This window comes from Amycolatopsis orientalis (assembly GCF_000943515.2).
In the GTDB taxonomy this organism is placed as follows: domain Bacteria; phylum Actinomycetota; class Actinomycetes; order Mycobacteriales; family Pseudonocardiaceae; genus Amycolatopsis; species Amycolatopsis orientalis.
In genome coordinates, this window is the sequence record NZ_CP016174.1 from 3,470,584 (window position 1) to 3,486,047 (window position 15,464).

General features: G+C 69.6%; 17 protein-coding genes. 11 read left to right on the forward strand and 6 right to left on the reverse strand.

What is annotated here, in order from left to right; all coding sequences use genetic code 11:
• The first annotated feature begins 5 nt into the window (after positions 1-5).
• Entirely contained in the window at positions 6-611 is a 606-nt protein-coding gene (locus SD37_RS15570) for a hypothetical protein (RefSeq protein WP_044850266.1), read from the forward strand.
• Positions 612-618: 7 nt separating this feature from the next.
• On the opposite strand, the gene SD37_RS15575 is transcribed toward SD37_RS15570, so the two are convergent.
• Positions 619-1,554, reverse strand: coding sequence for a pseudouridine synthase (locus SD37_RS15575; RefSeq protein WP_044850265.1), 936 nt, complete (start codon positions 1,552-1,554; stop codon positions 619-621).
• A 151-nt stretch (positions 1,555-1,705) separates the two neighbouring features.
• Here SD37_RS15575 and SD37_RS43105 point away from each other — a divergent pair, with 151 nt between their 5' ends.
• Entirely contained in the window at positions 1,706-2,524 is an 819-nt protein-coding gene (locus SD37_RS43105) for a hypothetical protein (RefSeq protein ID WP_044850264.1), read from the forward strand.
• Between the two features lie 68 nt (positions 2,525-2,592).
• Here the strand turns inward: SD37_RS43105 and SD37_RS15585 are convergent, their stop codons facing one another.
• A complete protein-coding gene (locus tag SD37_RS15585) occupies positions 2,593-2,991 on the reverse strand; it encodes a DUF5313 domain-containing protein (protein WP_044850263.1) in 399 nt (132 codons plus the stop codon).
• A 115-nt stretch (positions 2,992-3,106) separates the two neighbouring features.
• Between SD37_RS15585 and SD37_RS15590 the strand changes: the two genes are divergently transcribed.
• A complete protein-coding gene (locus SD37_RS15590) occupies positions 3,107-3,550 on the forward strand; it encodes a MarR family winged helix-turn-helix transcriptional regulator (protein ID WP_044850262.1) in 444 nt (147 codons plus the stop codon).
• Positions 3,551-3,650: 100 nt separating this feature from the next.
• Complete coding sequence (locus tag SD37_RS15595; protein ID WP_037306357.1) at positions 3,651-4,082, forward strand: DUF6292 family protein; 432 nt, start codon at positions 3,651-3,653, stop codon at positions 4,080-4,082.
• 7 nt (positions 4,083-4,089) lie between these two features.
• Here SD37_RS15595 and SD37_RS15600 read toward each other — a convergent pair whose 3' ends face one another.
• Positions 4,090-4,836: a thioesterase II family protein gene (locus tag SD37_RS15600; protein ID WP_201788885.1), complete on the reverse strand. Its 747-nt coding sequence runs from the start codon at positions 4,834-4,836 to the stop codon at positions 4,090-4,092.
• 158 nt (positions 4,837-4,994) lie between these two features.
• Here SD37_RS15600 and SD37_RS15605 point away from each other — a divergent pair, with 158 nt between their 5' ends.
• Complete coding sequence (locus SD37_RS15605; protein ID WP_083254973.1) at positions 4,995-5,885, forward strand: TIGR03854 family LLM class F420-dependent oxidoreductase; 891 nt, start codon at positions 4,995-4,997, stop codon at positions 5,883-5,885.
• 7 nt (positions 5,886-5,892) lie between these two features.
• Here the strand turns inward: SD37_RS15605 and SD37_RS15610 are convergent, their stop codons facing one another.
• Complete coding sequence (locus SD37_RS15610) at positions 5,893-7,413, reverse strand: MDR family MFS transporter (protein ID WP_044850260.1); 1,521 nt, start codon at positions 7,411-7,413, stop codon at positions 5,893-5,895.
• A 111-nt stretch (positions 7,414-7,524) separates the two neighbouring features.
• Between SD37_RS15610 and SD37_RS15615 the strand changes: the two genes are divergently transcribed.
• Genes SD37_RS15615 through ligD form a run of 3 tightly spaced genes read left to right on the forward strand, consistent with a single transcriptional unit; the run spans position 7,525 to position 10,813 of the window.
• Positions 7,525-8,679 (forward strand): DUF1015 family protein, encoded by a 1,155-nt coding sequence (locus SD37_RS15615; RefSeq protein ID WP_083254974.1) that lies wholly within the window; start codon positions 7,525-7,527, stop codon positions 8,677-8,679.
• Between the two features lie 50 nt (positions 8,680-8,729).
• On the forward strand, positions 8,730-9,809 hold the full coding sequence (locus SD37_RS15620) for an ATP-dependent DNA ligase (protein WP_201788886.1): 1,080 nt from the start codon (positions 8,730-8,732) through the stop codon (positions 9,807-9,809).
• Positions 9,806-10,813, forward strand: coding sequence for a non-homologous end-joining DNA ligase (gene ligD / locus SD37_RS15625; RefSeq protein WP_044850259.1), 1,008 nt, complete (start codon positions 9,806-9,808; stop codon positions 10,811-10,813). Before SD37_RS15620 ends, ligD begins: the two co-directional genes overlap by 4 nt.
• Before the next feature lie 71 nt (positions 10,814-10,884).
• Here ligD and SD37_RS15630 read toward each other — a convergent pair whose 3' ends face one another.
• The gene (locus SD37_RS15630; RefSeq protein WP_044850258.1) at positions 10,885-11,154 is read right to left on the reverse strand and encodes a hypothetical protein; all 270 of its coding nucleotides are present in this window, start codon (positions 11,152-11,154) and stop codon (positions 10,885-10,887) included.
• A gap of 170 nt (positions 11,155-11,324) precedes the next feature.
• Between SD37_RS15630 and SD37_RS15635 the strand changes: the two genes are divergently transcribed.
• The gene (locus SD37_RS15635; RefSeq protein WP_044850257.1) at positions 11,325-12,251 is read left to right on the forward strand and encodes a phosphotransferase; all 927 of its coding nucleotides are present in this window, start codon (positions 11,325-11,327) and stop codon (positions 12,249-12,251) included.
• A 2-nt stretch (positions 12,252-12,253) separates the two neighbouring features.
• On the opposite strand, the gene SD37_RS15640 is transcribed toward SD37_RS15635, so the two are convergent.
• Positions 12,254-13,270 (reverse strand): CobW family GTP-binding protein, encoded by a 1,017-nt coding sequence (locus SD37_RS15640; RefSeq protein ID WP_044850256.1) that lies wholly within the window; start codon positions 13,268-13,270, stop codon positions 12,254-12,256.
• 388 nt (positions 13,271-13,658) lie between these two features.
• Between SD37_RS15640 and SD37_RS15645 the strand changes: the two genes are divergently transcribed.
• A complete protein-coding gene (locus SD37_RS15645; RefSeq protein ID WP_044850255.1) occupies positions 13,659-14,867 on the forward strand; it encodes a nitric oxide synthase oxygenase in 1,209 nt (402 codons plus the stop codon).
• 90 nt (positions 14,868-14,957) lie between these two features.
• Complete coding sequence (locus SD37_RS15650) at positions 14,958-15,464, forward strand: flavodoxin domain-containing protein (protein ID WP_044850254.1); 507 nt, start codon at positions 14,958-14,960, stop codon at positions 15,462-15,464.

Below are 15,464 nucleotides of genomic sequence, written 5' to 3' on the forward strand. Positions count from 1 at the left end.
GCAGGATGCGAAGACGACTTCGGACCGCCGGGCTGGTCGCGACGGCCGTTCTCGGCCTGGTGGCGTCGGCGATGCCGGCGAGCGCCCAGGTCGGAACCGGGCCGTGGACGGCGGAGAACCCGTCGTTCACCGTCCAGGAACGCGGATGCGGCACCGTCGACGGGCTCGACTTCGCCCTGACCTGCTCCACCGCGAGCGGGGATCAGCGGGCGGAACGGCGCTACGCGACCTACACCGGCGGGACCAGGCAGTTCGAGGGTTCGTTCCGGATCACCAGCATGGCGGGGTCCCGGATCAGCCTGAAACAGACCTTCCGCGACGCACCGACCGCCGGGCCGTACTTCATGCTCGCGGTCGAACGCGGCGGTCGGCTCTACGCCGTCCACGGCGGGGAGACACTGGGCAGCGGGGCGACCGTCGGGACCTCGGTGCGGGTCAACACCGTGCATCAGGTCGGGAGTACGCACAAGGTGTACCTCAACGGGTCGCTGAAGCAGACCGTGAGCAGCAGCGCCGGCAGCTACTACGACAAGTTCGGCGCCTACCGCACGGCCAGCGGCGCGGGGCCGGTCAAGGTGACCTGGAGCGGTATCAGGTTCTGGCGGAAATGAGGCGGTGTCACGGACCTCGGCGCCACGCGTCGAGGTCCGTCCACGCTTCGAGGGTCCGCCGGCTTTCGAAGCGACGCCGTTCCTTGGTGACCGGATCGGTGAACTCCAGGACCTTCGCCAGCAGCTGCAGGGGTTCCGTGAAATCGTCGAGCGGGGTCTCGGTCAGCTCCGGATAGAAGTCGTCGCCGAGAATCGGCAAGCCGAGCCCGCTCATGTGCAGCCGGAGCTGATGGGTGCGGCCGGTCGCGGGGAGTAGGCGGTAGCGGCCGAGGCCGTCGCGGTGCTCGATCAGTTCGACGCGGGTCTCCGCGTTGGGCGGCCCGTCGACCTCCTGCGCGGCGATGACCCCGCGCTCCTTGACGATGCGGCTGCTGATCTCCCTCGGCAGCACGACGGCGGGATCGTAGCGTGCGATCGCCTCGTATTCCTTGTGTACCAAGCGATCCCGGAACATCGTCTGATAACCGCCGCGGAGTTCGGGGGTGATCACGAACAGGATGAGCCCGGCCGTGACCCGGTCGAGCCGATGCGCGGGGCTGAGCGTGGGGAGGCCGAGTTCGCGGCGGAGGCGGACGAGCGCGGTCTGCAGGATGTGCCGTCCGCGCGGGATCGTCGCGAGGAAATGCGGTTTGTCGGCGACCAGGATGTGCTCGTCGCGATGGACGACCGAGACCTCGAACGGCACTTCGACCTCGTCGGGCAGGTCGCGGTGGAACCAGATGAACGAGTCCGGCACGAACGGCGCGTCCACACCCAGCGGCCCGTCGAGCCCGACGATGCGCTCCTCGCGGAGCATCTCCTCGATCCGCTCGGGCGCGACCCGGGGGAGCCGCTCGACGAGATGCTCCCGCAACGTCGTCCACGGTCCCTCGGCGGGCATCTTGAGCCTCGCGGGATCGAGCCCGTGGCGGGGCGGGAGCGGCGGGCGGAGCTTGCGTCTCATCACCGCGCACTCTAGACGTGAAGATTCATGGAGCCTGGTCGCGGTAAGGGTCGCCTGGAGGGTTGTCCACAGTGGGGCTGGTGTGGCGAGTTGTCCACGGGTCGGCGGAAGACGCTGGCGCGGGGCCGATCGAGCAGCGGACGATCGGGAAATGAACATCGGCGAGTGGGCCCGTGATCCCGAGTGGCTCTATCGACACAGCCGTGGTGGCGTGATCACGGTCGCACGGCTGGGCGAACTCGGCGTCCCCTCCATGACCTGCTATCGCCGATGCCGACCGGGAAAGCCGTGGCAACGTCTGCTGCCGGGTGTCGTGTTGCTGCACTCCGGGACGCCGACGCGACGTCAGTTGGTCGATGCCGCGCTCCTGTATGCCGGGCCGGACGCGATGGTGACGGGAGCAGCTTCGTGTCGGCGGCAGGGCCTGGCGGCCTTGCCGGACCATCCGTTCCGCGTCCATGTGCTCATTCCGAACGAACACAAGATAAGCGGTTCCGGCCACGTGATCGTCGAGCGGACGATCCGGCTGCCGGAGCCGATCGTCAAGGGCGGGGTACCGCTGGCGCCCTTGGTCCGGTCGGTTCTCGACGAATGTCGTCGTCTCGGCTCACGGCAGATCGCTGACGGTGTCCGATCGGCCGCGGAGGTCGACGCGATGCGGGTCTGGCGGATGAGCGGGTTGCCCGAACCCCGGTGGAATCACGAACTGCGGGACGGAAGCGGCGAGTACATCGCGACTCCTGACGGCTATTTCGTGGCGGCCGAACTGGCCTGGGAGATCGATTCCTACGACTTCCACTTCGGCAAGCAACAGTACGCCGCGACAGTCGCGAGAAACGCCAGGTACGCGGCCGCGGGCATCGCGGTGCTCCAAACCCTGCCCAGCCGACTGCGAACGGAGCCGAAGCAGGTGGCCGCCGAACTTCGCGCGGCTCATCGAGCCGCCCTCGCCCGCCGCCGAGCCGCCTGACTCAGCGGCAGGAGGTTGTGAAAGCCACGTTCGCAACGCTGAAGGTTGCGAACGTGGCTTTCACAACGTCAGGACGGGGCCTGATCCCGGTAGCGGGCCAGATAGCGCTCGGTGATGTCGGCTTCGGCGATCGCGGTGGCTTCGGCGCGGGTCCGGCGGCCGATGCCCGGCTCGAAGCCGTTCTTGGCGAGCCGGTGCTCGATGCTCTCCTCCATGTAGGCCATCGAGTAGAAGTACGCCACGAGCGCGGCCATCAGCACGATCGCCAGCCGCAGCGTGAGCGGGCCGGGCAGGAGCAGCCACACCGCGCAGAGCGGCGCGATCATCACCGTGCTGCGGGCGACGTGCCGCCAGCGCCAGCTTCCGGTGGTCGCGTCGTGGAGGATCCAGTCGTGGTAGCGCTCGGGCAGCCTGCCGCCGAGTGAGTACCAGAGCCAGCGGATCGGATCCGGGCGCTTGCGGGGCATCGGATGGCTCCCTTCCTTCGACAACCGAAACAGTACACTAATCGTTAGTGCACTAATCAATAGTGTTGCCGAGACCACGGCTAGGATCGGCGGCATGAGTTCGGAGGGGCCGGAGATGAAGTCGATCGACCTGGGCGAGGACCCGCTCGCGCTGGAGCGTCAGGTGTGTTTCGCGCTCTCGGTGGCTTCGCGCAGTGTCATCGCCATTTACCGCCCGCTGCTGGAGCCGCACGGGCTCACCCATCCGCAGTACCTGGTCATGCTGGCGCTGTGGGAGCGGGGACCTCAGGCGGTGAAGGACCTGAGCATCGCCCTGCGCGCCGAACCCGCGACGCTGTCGCCGTTGCTCAAGCGGCTGGAGTCGATCGGTTACGTCACCCGCAAACGCAGCGCCGAGGACGAGCGGCTGCTGACGGTCGAGCTGACGGAATCGGGTCGCGCGTTGCGGGCGGAGGCGGAAAAGATCCCGTATCGCGTCGTGGAGAAGCTCGGGATGGAGGTCTCGGAGCTGGAGGCGCTGCACAAGGCGCTGACTCGCGTCATCGAGGCCACGGCTTGAGCGGACCGAAACCGGGGTGTGACGAAATGAGGGTGTGAAGCCGCGTTCGGGTGGGTAATTCCTGTCACGCCAACTCAAGATGACAGGAAGATGAGGGACCGTGACCACCTCGACCCCCGCCCCCTCGGAAGCAGGTCTGGATCTGACGACCAGGCTGAACGCGTATCTGGAGGACGTGGCTTCGGCCTTGGGGATACGGATGGATTCGTGCACGGCCGACCTCACCGGCCCGGTCACCGCCAGGATGCGGCTGAACTGGCGGCTTCCCGGTTTTCCCGAGCGCGACGTCGACCTGTTGTGGCACGAGGAGCACGGCTGGTCCGCGGCCGTCGCGACGCATACGGGCGACGATCACCACGTCGTCGTCGGCTACCTCGGCGGCCGGACGGTGGCGCCGCAGCCTCGCCGGGTCGCCCGCTTCGCCGAGACCCTGCGCACCGGCGATCACCAGGACTGCTGGCCCGGCCCGCCGACGCTGCGCACCGCGGGCGGACCGACCGCGCTGGCCAAGGAACTCTCCGCCTGGGCCTGAGCGGGCGTCAGGGGCTGACGGTCAGCTTGCCGAGGATGCGGGCAGCGACGGCGTCCAGATTGTCGTCGAGGTAGAAATGCCCGCCCTCGAAGAGTTCCGTCTCGAAGGTGCCCGTGGTGTGCTCGCGCCAGTTTTCGAGATCCTGGACGTCCAGGACCGGGTCCGCGTCACCGGCGAGCGCCACCACCGGGCAGGACACGTCGGGACCGGGCCGGTAGCGGTAGGTCTCGACGGCCTTGTAGTCGCCGCGCAGCGCGGGCAACGCGAGGGCGCGGATGTCCGGGTCGTCGAGGACCATCGCGGCCGTGCCGCCGAGCCTGCCGACCTCGGCGAGGAACGTGGTGTCGTCGGCGAGGTGGTGCGCATTCTCCTTGTACAGGTCCGGACCGCGACGGGCCGAGACGAACAGCGCCGCCGGGACGAGGCCACGCGCTTCGAGCCGCCGGGTGACCTCGAACGCGACGATGGCGCCCATGCTGTGGCCGAAGAGGGCGAAAGGCTTGGGGAGCGCGGAAACGACGTCGACCAGCCTGTCGGCGAGGACGTGCAGATCGTCGATGACCGGCTCGCCGAGGCGGTCCTGGCGTCCCGGGTACTGGGCGGAGTGCACCTCGACGGCGGGGGAGAGGAGCGACGAAAGCGCGCGGTACGCGCTCGCCGATCCGCCGGCGTGCGGAAAGGCGACGAGCCTCATCTCGGCCGCCGGTGCCGGGTGGAAGCAACGCGTCCAGCCGGATAGACCCTGCCCTGCCATCGATATTCCCCCAATCCGCGCGGGAATGGCCCGCCCAACACCGGAATGTACGGGGAATTCGCGGGGCGAGTCCATGCTTGTGCGGGGTTGTTCACGCCGGTGCGAGGTGGGAACACTGGACTCCGGCCCGAGTCCGGGCCCGGCGGAAGGGAGCGAGTGTGGCGGAGGACCTGAAGATCCGGCTCGGCGTCGGGCTGGGGAGCGGAACGCCGGCGGAGGAGTTCGGCGCCGCGGTCGACCTGCTGGAGCGGGCGGGTATCGATTCGCTCTGGCTGCCCGAGGCGGTGTACTCGGCCAGGATCGACCCGGTCGTCGGGCTGACGCACGCGCTCGCCCGCACCTCGAAGCTGAAGGTCGGCACCGGCGTGATGGTGCTGCCCGGCCGTGACCCGGTGCTGGTCGCCAAACAGCTCGCCTCACTCGCCGCGCTCGCGCCGAAAAGGGTCCTCCCGGTCTTCGGCCTGAAGCCCGCACGCGACGCGGAACTGTCGCTCTTCCCGGTGCCGCAAGGCCGCCGCGCCGCGGTGTTCGACGAGTCGTTGCGGCTGATCAGGGCCTTGCTGGAACAGGAGGAAGTGACCTTCGAGGGCGAGTTCTTCCGCGTCGAGGGTGCCGGGCTGGGCATGCGCCCGGTCAAGCGGCTCGACCTCTGGCTCGGCGGGAAGGCGCCGGGCGCGCTGCGGCGCGTCGGCAGGCTCGCGGACGGCTGGCTGGCCAGTTTCCTCACGCCGGAGGAGGCCCGCGCCGGGCGCGAGGCGATCCAGAAGGCGGCCGCCGAAGCGGAGCGCGAGGTCGAGGCCGACCACTTCGGGATCAGCCTCATCGTCGCCGAGGACGGGATCCCGGACGCGCTCGCGGCCTCGGTCGCGGCACGGTCCGACGCCGACCCGTCCCGGCTGATCGCGGGCAGCTGGAGCGCCGCCCGCGACCTGGTCGCCGAGTACATCGACGCCGGGCTCAGCAAATTCGTGCTCTACCCGGCCGGGCCCGAGCCGATCGAACGGTTCGTCGAGAACTTCGCCGAGCACGCCGTCCCGCTGCAGAACTAGCCCAGGACTAGTCGAACTTCAGTTCCTCGGTCCGGCGCGGCATCAGCAGCAGCGCGCCGACGCTGAGCACGGCGACCACCAGCATCGCCAGGAAGACGTGGTGCGTGGCGTCCGCGAGGGCGTCACGCACGAACGTCGTCGTCGGCGTCGGCTCACCGTGGCCTTCCAGGACGACGCTGGTCGCGTCGACGCCGGACGGCAGGCCCGTGACACCGGCGGGCGGGTTCGCGAAACGGTTCGCCAGGGTCGCGTTCGCGATCGCGCCGAACATCGCCACACCGACCGCGCTGCCCAGTGAACGGCTGAACATGTTGGTCGCGGTGACGACGCCGCGGCGTTCCCAGCCGATGGTCGACTGCACGGCGATCAGCGTCGGGCTCGACGCGAGGCCCAGCCCGATCCCCAGAACGAACGCGGCCGCGGCCGCCAGCCAGATCGACGTCCCCGTCGCCAGGAACACCGTGATCGCCGCGCCCGCGATGATGATCCCGCTGCCGATCAGCGCGGTGTCCCGGAACCCGATCCGCATGTAGACCCGGCCCGCCAGCGACGCGGAGATCGGCCAGCCGACGGTCAGCGCAGCCAGCGCGAATCCGGCGACGAGCGCGCCGGTGCCGAGCACCCCTTGCGCGTAGGTCGGCAGATACGAGGTCAGGCCCATCAGCAGCATGCCGACCACGACGGCGACCAGGTTCCCGCCGATCAACGTCCGCTTGGTGAAGATCCACAGCGGCAGAACCGGTTCCTCGGCCTTGCGTTCCACGAGCACGAACGCGGCCAGCAGCAGCACGGCGGCGGCGAAGATCACCAGGCTCGGCGCGGACGCCCAGCCCCAGGCGACCCCGCCCTCCAGCAGGCCGAGGATCAGCAGCGAGCAGCCGAGGGTGAGCAGCGTGGCGCCCGGGTAGTCGATGCGGTGGGACCGGCGTTCGACGCGCTCGCGGAAGTTCCGGAACAGCATCCACGCAGCCAGCGCGCCCAGCGGCAGGTTGATGAAGAAGATCCAGCGCCAGTCGAGGTACTCGGCGAACACCCCGCCCAGCGTCGGCCCGACCACCGACGAGATCGCCCACACGCTGGCGAGATAGCCCTGCACCCGCGCGCGTTCCTCGACGGTGTACATGTCGCCGACCATGGTCAACGCGATCGGCTGGATGGCGCCGGCGCCGATGCCCTGCACCGCGCGGGCGGCGATCAGCACCGGCATGCTCCAGGCGGCGCCGCAGAGCACCGAGCCCAGCAGGAACGCCGCGATCCCGAAGAACATCACCGGCCGCCTGCCGAGCACGTCGGCGAACTTGCCGTACAGCGGCACGGTGACCGCCTGGGTCAGCAGGTAGATCGAGAACAGCCACGGGAACTGCGAGAACCCGCCCAGGTCGGCGACCACCGACGGCACCGCCGTCGCGATGATGGTCGAATCCAGCGCGATCAGGCCGGAACACAGCATCACGGCGATCAGGACGGGGCCGCGTTCGGACCGGAAACCGACCCCTTCCTTCGCGGTGACCGGGGCCGGGGTGGTCATCTGTGGCGATCTCCTCGGGCTCATGAAGGGCGTCAACTGCTTCGCATGGGTAAGCATTCCATGGAGACACCCGGTCATGGGATCGATTTTTTCCGTGAGCCATCCCGCAAAATGGATCGGATGAGCACCTGGATCCGCCCGATCGACCGTGGCTGGGTTGTCCGCGACACCGTCCCCGGCCCCGACGTCGACGAGTTCGCCGACCCGGAGCGGGTGATCGCCGCGCTCGCCGGGGCCCGCGGCGACAGCCTGCTGGCGGTCCAGCATCCGGCGCGGACCCCGTCGGCGCTGGCGGGCGGCCTGTCGATCGAGGCGGCGCTGCCGCAGGCCAGGGCGACGTTCGAGCGTATCCGGGAAGGCCACTACCGCCCGGTCGCCTCCGTCGTCGCGCCCTATCGCATCGACGGGCCGGACGGCGTCGCGCTGGGCGTGCTGTGCCTGGTCGACACCCGGCTCGCCGTCCGGGCCGACGGGATGACGCGGGTCCGGCACACCGAGGACGTCTATCCGGACGTCGTCGCGGAGCGTGCCGCGATGCTCGCCGGACTCGGCGTCGCCACGAGCGCCGCCATGCTGGTCCCCGCGACCGGTGGCCGCGAGCTGACCGCGCTGATCGAACGGCTCTGCCGCGGCCACGTCCCCGAGCTGTCCACCGTGGACGGTGCGGGCCGGAAGCACGAACTGTGGCTCACCGGTCCCGGCGACGATCAGGACGAACTGCTGGCGGCGCTGGAGGAGCTGGATCTCCTGGTCGCGGACGGCAATCACCGGGTCGCGGCCGCCGCGGCGTCGGGGCGCGGCGCGCTGCTGGCGCTGGTCACCGGAGGACCGGGGCTGCGGATCGGGCCCATCCACCGGGTCCTCGCCGGCACCGGTCTCGACGCGGCCACGCTGGTCCGGCGGTGGACGGAGGCGGGATTCGACGTCCACCCCGGACCGCCGGAACCGCCGTCCGAAGCCGGTGAGGTGACCGTGCTGGCGGGGGCGTCGGCGTTCCGGGTGCCGCTCGGCAAGGCGGGTGGCGACCACGCCGTCGTCGAGCAGGAGCTGCTCCGCGGCGCGCTCGGCGTCGATCCGGACGGACCGGCCGTGCGGCCGTTGCTGCCGGGCGCCCCGGTGCCCGAAGACGCGGACGCGGTGCTGCTGCTGGCACCGGTCCCGTACGCGGAGGTGCTCGCCGTGCACGCGGCCGGGCTGCGAATGCCGAGGAAGGCCACCTATTTCACGCCGAAACCACGCAGCGGTCTCCTGCTGGCCGAGCTTTGACCCCGGTCGTTCCGGGAGCTTTTGTCGGTGGCCCGGCCTAGGATCGCCTCGTGGAACTGCCCGTGATGCCGCCCGTGAAGCCGATGCTGGCCAAGGCCGTGCACGAACTGCCGCGCACGCCGGGGCTGCTGTACGAGCCGAAATGGGACGGCTTCCGCTGCGTGGTCTTCCGCGACGGCGACGAGGTCGTGCTGGGCTCGCGCAACGACCGGCCACTGACGAGGTATTTCCCCGAGCTGGTCGACCTGCTCAAGGACGCGCTGCCCGAACGCTGTGTCGTCGACGGCGAGATCGTGCTGGTCACCGAGGGCGGACTCGATTTCGAGGCGCTGCAGCTGCGGTTGCACCCGGCGGCGTCCAGGGTGGCCAAACTGGCCGCGGAGACGCCGGCCAGTTTCGTGGTGTTCGACCTGCTCGCTCTCGACGACCGCGATCTCACGCCGGAGCCGTTCGGGGAGCGGCGGAAACTGCTCGAAAGCGTCGTCGACACGAAGTTCGCCCGTGTCCACCTGACCCCGCTCTCCGAAGATCCCGACGTCGCCCAGGACTGGTTCACCCGCTTCGAGGGCGCGGGGTTCGACGGCGTGATGGCCAAACCCGCCGATGCGCCGTACGAACAGGACAAGCGGGTGATGTGGAAGGTCAAGCACCAGCGGACCGCCGACTGCGTCGTCGCCGGGTTCCGGTGGCACAAGGACGGTGTCGGCGTCGGGTCGCTGCTGCTCGGGCTCTACAACGACGAAGGCGTCCTGCATCACGTGGGTGTGGCCAGCAGTTTCACCGCCGCGAGGCGCCGTGAGCTGGTGGACGAACTCGCGCCGCTGCGGGAGAACGCGCTGGAGCAGCATCCCTGGCGCGAGTGGGTCGAAGCCCATGAGGAGGCGGGTGGCCGGATGCCCGGCGCGGGCAGCCGGTGGGCGCCGCAAAAGGATCTGAGCTGGGAACCGGTCCGCATCGAGTGGGTCGCCGAGGTCCGCTACGAGCACGTGGAGGGCACGCGGTTCCGCCACGGCGGCAGGCTCGTGCGCTTCCGCCCCGACCGCGACCCGGCCTCCTGCACCTACGCGCAACTCGAAGAGGTCCCGCCCGCCGAGCTGGCCACGATGTTCACCGAGCTGGGGGAAGCATGAAGGCGGAACCGGTCACGCTGGATCTCGACGGCGTCGAATTCACGGTGTCCAATCCGGGCAAGGTCTATTTCCCGGAGAACGGCGAGACCAAATTGGACCTCGTCGAGTACTACCGGGCGGTGTCCGTGCCGCTGCTGGCCCAGCTGGGCGGGCGGCCGCTGCTGCTGGAGCGCTATCCCGACGGCGCGGGCGGGAAGTCGTGGTTCCAGAAGCGGGTCCCGAAGAACGCGCCGGAGTGGCTGACCACGACCGTGGTGTCCACCCCGAACGGGACCACATCGGACGCGCTCGTCGCGAAGGATCTCGCGCATGTCATCTGGGCGGTGAACCAGGGCTGCCTCGGTTTCCACGTGTGGCCGAACCGGGCCGACGCGCCGGACATCAGCGACCAGTTGCGCGTCGACCTCGATCCGTCGCCCGGGATCGGTTTCCCCGAATTGCGCCGTGGCGCCGTCCTGACGAAGGCGTTGCTGGCGGAGCTGGGGATCACCGCGCAGCTGAAGACGTCGGGCTCGCGCGGTCTGCATCTCTACGTGCCGCTGGAACCGAAATGGGACGGCTACGAGGTCCGCGCCGCCGCCGTCGCGCTGGCTCGCGAACTGGAACGCCGCCATCCGGAGGAGATGACGGCGCAGTGGTGGAAGGAAGAGCGCGGTTCCCGGGTGTTCGTCGACTTCAACCAGAACGCGCCGCACAAGACGGTGTTCGGCGCGTGGTGCGTGCGGCCGCGGGTCGGCGGGCAGGTGTCGACGCCGATCGGCTGGGACGAACTGGAGACCGTCGAGCCGGACAAGCTCACGCTGTCCACTGTGCCCGCTCGGTTCGCCGAACGCGGGGACCCTTGGGCGGAAACGAAACCGCAGTCGATCGAGCCGCTGCTGGAAATGTCGGAGAAGGACATGGAGAACGGCCTCATGGACGCGCCGTGGCCGCCCGTCTACCCGAAGATGCCCAACGAACCACCCCGGGTCGCGCCGAGCCGGGCGAAGAAAGAAAGCATTTAGTCCTCTGGATGCGGTACTTGCGCGTGCAACTACCGCATCCAGAGGACGAAACGCGGGCTTCCCGAGGGGCGTTAGAGCGGGAGGTCGAAGGCCAGTTGCGTGGTGGTGGCGGCGGGTTCGGTCTTGCGGGTGGACCGGTGGCCCGGCAGGGTGGCGGCACACCGCGGGCACGGAACGACGTCGGTGCCGGTGAGGTCCACCGGCGTCCACCGGCGGGATTCCTTGTCCCCGCAGGCGGAACGCCGGTAGCGGAGATCTTCGGAGCGGGTCATCAGATGCGCGGCGGGGGAGTCCTCCGGCAGCGCGCCGACCAGATACCAGCGTCCGGCGGTGTTCGTCATGGAACTGTCCTCCCGATACAGGTGGTCCAGCTCGAGATTCCTTCCGCATTCCAGTGTCGAGGAAACACGCCGCGATTCCCGGTATTTCGGCCCCTTTCGGCGTGGCGGCCACGCATTCTTCTTTTCCGTTTCCTCTGCGGAATGCCGCCGGCGCGTGTGAGGATGCTCCGATGTCACGTCGCACGCGTGCCGTCGATCCTGGCCGCCTCGCCCGGTGGTGCCTGGAACATCTGGGCAGCCCGCCGTCGGAGGAGTTGTTCAGATCCGGGTTCCTGTCCGCCGTCATCGGGCTGCGGCTGGCTGACGGCCGCGAGGTGGTGGTCAAGGTCCGTCCGGGCTCACCGCGGATAGCGGCCTGTGTGGAGGTCCAGCGCCGCCTGGTCGAGGCCGGATATCCAGGTCCGCGGCCGCTCACCGGGGCCGAGCCGTTGGGTGACGACGTCGCCACCGCGGAGGCCTACGTGCCCGGCGGGGCGGTGCTCCCGAGCGCGGAGCACGCGGCCGTGGCCTTCGCCGGGGCGTTCGCGGAGCTGATCCGGTTGGCTCCGCGGCCGGACGAGGTGCCCGCGCTCGACCCGGTGCCGTCGTGGGCGGCCTGGAACCACGACGCGGACGGACTGTGGCCGTGTCCGGAGGACTCCGATGTCGACCTCGACGAGGTGCCCGGCGCGGAGTGGATCGACGACGCCGGGCGCCGTGCCCGCGACCGGCTGCGCGCGGGCGGGTCCGATGCCGTGATCGGCCACTGCGACTGGCTCGCCGGCAACCTGCGCTGGAGCGGCGACAAGCCGCTGGTGGTGCATGACTGGGACAGCGTGATCGTGGAAAGCGAAGCCGTCCTGGCCGGTTTCGCCGCCGCGCTGTATTCGACCGTCAGCGCCGGCGAGCTGGCCACCGTCGAGGACACGCAGCGGTTCCTCGACGCCTATGTCCGTGCGCGTGGCCGGGAGTTCAGCGAAGACGAACTCCGGCGGGCGTGGGCGGCAGGCGTCTGGACCAGGGCCTATGACGCCAAGTACCAGCACGCCGTCGGGAAGCCCGTCACCTCACTGTCGGAGACCGAAGCCCGCGAGCGACTCCGTCGCGCGGGCTGCTGAACTCAGTCCTGGATGAACCGCAGGACGCGGAGCATGCCGCGCTCGTCGACGACGTCGGGGTCGTCCGCGACGCACTCTTCGAGGCGTGCGGTGACGGCCTCGGTGTCGATCCCCGAGCCGATCAGTACCAGTTCACTCCGGCGCGGGCGGCCGGACGGCCACGCCGACCTCTCCACCTGGATGAACGAGCCCACCGTGTGCAGGCCGAACCGCGACCGCGGGCCGTTCGGGCCGAAGTCGAGGAAGCCTTTGATCCGGTAGAGCCCGCCCGGCCGTTGTTCGAGGAAGTCCATCAGCCGTCGCGGGTCCAGCGGCCGCTCGGCGGTGAAGGAGACGCTGTCGTACGCGGTGTGGAAGTGATGCTCGTGGTCGTGTTCCTCCTCGCGGAGGTCGTCGAACGACAGCTGGCCCACCCGCTCGCGCGGCCGGGCGTCGAAGAACAGCGTGGGGTCGATCCGGCCGTGGGAGGTCGCGATCACCGGCGTGCCGGGCGCGATCTCGTCGATCGTGCCGCGCAGCTTGTCCAGGGCGTCCGCACCTGCCCGGTCGGTCTTGTTGAGCACGACCAGGTCGGCGAAGCCGAGGTGCTCGTCCAGCTCCGGATGGCGCCGCCTGGTGGCCTCGAACTCGGCCGCGTCGACGAGTTCGACCAGGCCACCGTAGGCGATGGCGGGGTTCTCGCTGGCGATCATCAGACGGATCAGGTCGCGCGGTTCGGCGAGCCCGCTGGCTTCGATCACGATGACGTCGATGCCCGCCTCGGCCTCGGAAAGCTTGGCGAGCATGCCGTCGAGGCCGCTGGCGTCGACGGCGCAGCACAGGCAGCCGTTGCCGAACGACATCATCGTGTCGACCTGGCCGGAGACGGCCATCGCGTCCACCGCGATACTGCCGAAGTCGTTGACCACGACGCCGATCCGCGCACCTTGGCGGTTGGCCAGCAGATGGTTGAGCAGGGTGGTCTTCCCAGAACCGAGGAAGCCCGCGATCAGGATGACCGGGATCCGCCTGTCGACCACGTGCTTCCTTTCCGCCGGAGTTCCCCGCACTCTAGCGACGGCGGCCGCGGGTCAATACACCGGTCTGGCGAAAGAACAGAAGTCTGAAGGGGGAAATGCACTCGAAAGAGTGACCAATGCTATCTCGTGAACGATCACAAAGGAGATCTTGGAAAAGGGTGATCAATTCACCGTTGGCAATTCGGTGAATCTTCCGCGAAGTCCAAAGCAATTCCAAATGTTGTCGTCGGCACGCAATCTAGCTGGGAAAACGTTGTCCTTCGTGGAGCTTCTGCCATTTGGTGGATCGTGTCCGTGTTTCTGTGGGGTATCGTCTTCCGTCTGGTCCGGACCCGGCCATCTCGCCGATCAGGCATGATCCTCCGGGCATTTCCGAAGCGCAGGAGGAATGGTGATCGTTCCCACCGCCGGCACCGGCGTCGAATTCGGAGAGTGGGAAGCCGAAGTATCGACGGCGTCCATGCGGGTGACGGATATCCCCCGCTTGCCCCGGGAGGTGGCCCCGCGGGGACGGAGCGTGGACGTGGCCGCGGCGGAGGACTTCCTCCGGCTCTTCCACGCCGAGACGGACGACGGGGGAACGCGGCTGGGCGAGCGGCTCGACCGGGTCCGCGCCGAGATCGAGGAGACCGGCACCTACCGGCACACCGCGGCCGAGGTCGAGTTCGGCGCACGGGTGGCCTGGCGGAACTCCGCGCGGTGCATCGGCAGGCTGTACTGGCACGGATTGAAGGTGCGTGACCGCCGTGACGTCACCGGCGCGGACGCCATCGCCGAAGAATGCGTCTCCCATCTGCGCGAGGCGACCAGGGGCGGCCGGATCCGCTCGACCATCACCGTGTTCGCGCCGGACGGCCCGGCCGGGCCCGGGCCGAAGATCCACAACGACCAGCTCATCCGATACGCCGGGTACCGGCTCAGCGACGGCTCGGTGCTCGGCGACCCGCGCTACGCCGACTTCACCGAGTCCGTACGGGAACACGGCTGGCGCCCGCCCGAGCGCAAGGGCTCCTTCGACGTGCTCCCGCTGCTCATCGAGTCCGAGCCAGGGGAGCGGCGCCTGTTCCGGCTGCCACCGGACGCGGTGCTGGAGGTCCCGCTGTCGCATCCCGACCACCGGTGGTTCGCCGGGCTCGGACTGCGCTGGCACGCGGTGCCGGCGATCAGCAACATGCGCCTGGAGATCGGCGGGATCACCTACCCGGCGGCCCCGTTCAACGGCTGGTACCTCGCCACCGAGGTCGGCGCGCGCAACCTCGCCGACACCGACCGCTACGACCTGCTGCCGGTGATCGCGGACCTGATGGGCCTGTCGACGGTGTCGGAACGCACCCTGTGGCGTGACCGCGCGCTGGTCGAGCTGACGCTGGCGGTCCAGCACTCCTTCGACGCGGCGGGCGTGACCATGGCCGACCATCACACCGAATCGCGGCGGTTCCTCACGCATATCGCCAAGGAGGAACGCGCGGGCCGCCGCTGCCAGGCGGAGTGGAGCTGGATCGTCCCGCCCCTGTCCGGCGGGCAGACCGCGGTGTTCCACCGCTACTACGACGAACCCGATCCGGCCTTGAGACCGGCGTTCCTGCCCCCTGGGTGAACGCCCCCGACGGGTGAAGGGGTGAACCGAATGCGGCGTGTCGATGAGCCGGACGGCGGTACGGGTTGCGGCCGCGCGGACAATGGTGGCATGACCGCAGTACTCGTCGCCCATGCCGGGAAGTCCGGCGGGACAAGGGAGATCGCCGAGGTGATCGCCGCCGAACTGCGGGAGGCGGGCCTGACGGCCGAGCTGCTGGACGCCGCCGAGGTCGACGACGTCGAAGCGTACGGCGCGGTGATCGTCGGGAGCGCGCTGTACCGGCGGCGCTGGCGGCCGGAGGCGGTGCGCCTGCTCGCCGAGCACGAGGAGGCGCTCCGGAACCGCCCGGTCTGGCTGTTCCACAGCGGGCCCTGCGGGCCGCTCGCCGCGGGCAAACGGATCAGCCTGCCCGCCGGGGTCGCCCTGCTGGCCGCGCGGATCGACGCCGAACGCACCGCCACCTTCGGCGGCAGGCTCACCCCGGCCACCGCGAAGGGCCTGTTCTGGAAGATCATGGCCGCGGGCCCGTGGGCGGGCGACTTCCGCGACTGGGCGCTGATCCGGTCCTGGGCACGCGACGTCGGCCACCGCGTGCGCATCCGCGTCACCCTCTGA

Bases quoted from the DNA above. Each gene is read 5' to 3' on its own strand.
- ligD (WP_044850259.1), top strand. From the start codon at position 9,806: ATGAAGGCGGAACCGGTCACGCTGGATCTCGACGGCGTCGAATTCACG.
- SD37_RS15645 (WP_044850255.1), top strand. From the start codon at position 13,659: ATGGTGATCGTTCCCACCGCCGGCACCGGCGTCGAATTCGGAGAGTGG.
- SD37_RS15575 (WP_044850265.1), bottom strand. From the start codon at position 1,554: ATGAGACGCAAGCTCCGCCCGCCGCTCCCGCCCCGCCACGGGCTCGAT.
- SD37_RS15610 (WP_044850260.1), bottom strand. From the start codon at position 7,413: ATGACCACCCCGGCCCCGGTCACCGCGAAGGAAGGGGTCGGTTTCCGG.
- SD37_RS15630 (WP_044850258.1), bottom strand. From the start codon at position 11,154: ATGACGAACACCGCCGGACGCTGGTATCTGGTCGGCGCGCTGCCGGAG.
- SD37_RS15615 (WP_083254974.1), top strand. From the start codon at position 7,525: ATGGATCGGATGAGCACCTGGATCCGCCCGATCGACCGTGGCTGGGTT.
- SD37_RS15570 (WP_044850266.1), top strand. From the start codon at position 6: ATGCGAAGACGACTTCGGACCGCCGGGCTGGTCGCGACGGCCGTTCTC.
- SD37_RS43105 (WP_044850264.1), top strand. From the start codon at position 1,706: ATGAACATCGGCGAGTGGGCCCGTGATCCCGAGTGGCTCTATCGACAC.
- SD37_RS15590 (WP_044850262.1), top strand. From the start codon at position 3,107: ATGAAGTCGATCGACCTGGGCGAGGACCCGCTCGCGCTGGAGCGTCAG.
- SD37_RS15600 (WP_201788885.1), bottom strand. From the start codon at position 4,836: ATGGCAGGGCAGGGTCTATCCGGCTGGACGCGTTGCTTCCACCCGGCA.
- SD37_RS15585 (WP_044850263.1), bottom strand. From the start codon at position 2,991: ATGCCCCGCAAGCGCCCGGATCCGATCCGCTGGCTCTGGTACTCACTC.
- SD37_RS15635 (WP_044850257.1), top strand. From the start codon at position 11,325: ATGTCACGTCGCACGCGTGCCGTCGATCCTGGCCGCCTCGCCCGGTGG.
- SD37_RS15650 (WP_044850254.1), top strand. From the start codon at position 14,958: ATGACCGCAGTACTCGTCGCCCATGCCGGGAAGTCCGGCGGGACAAGG.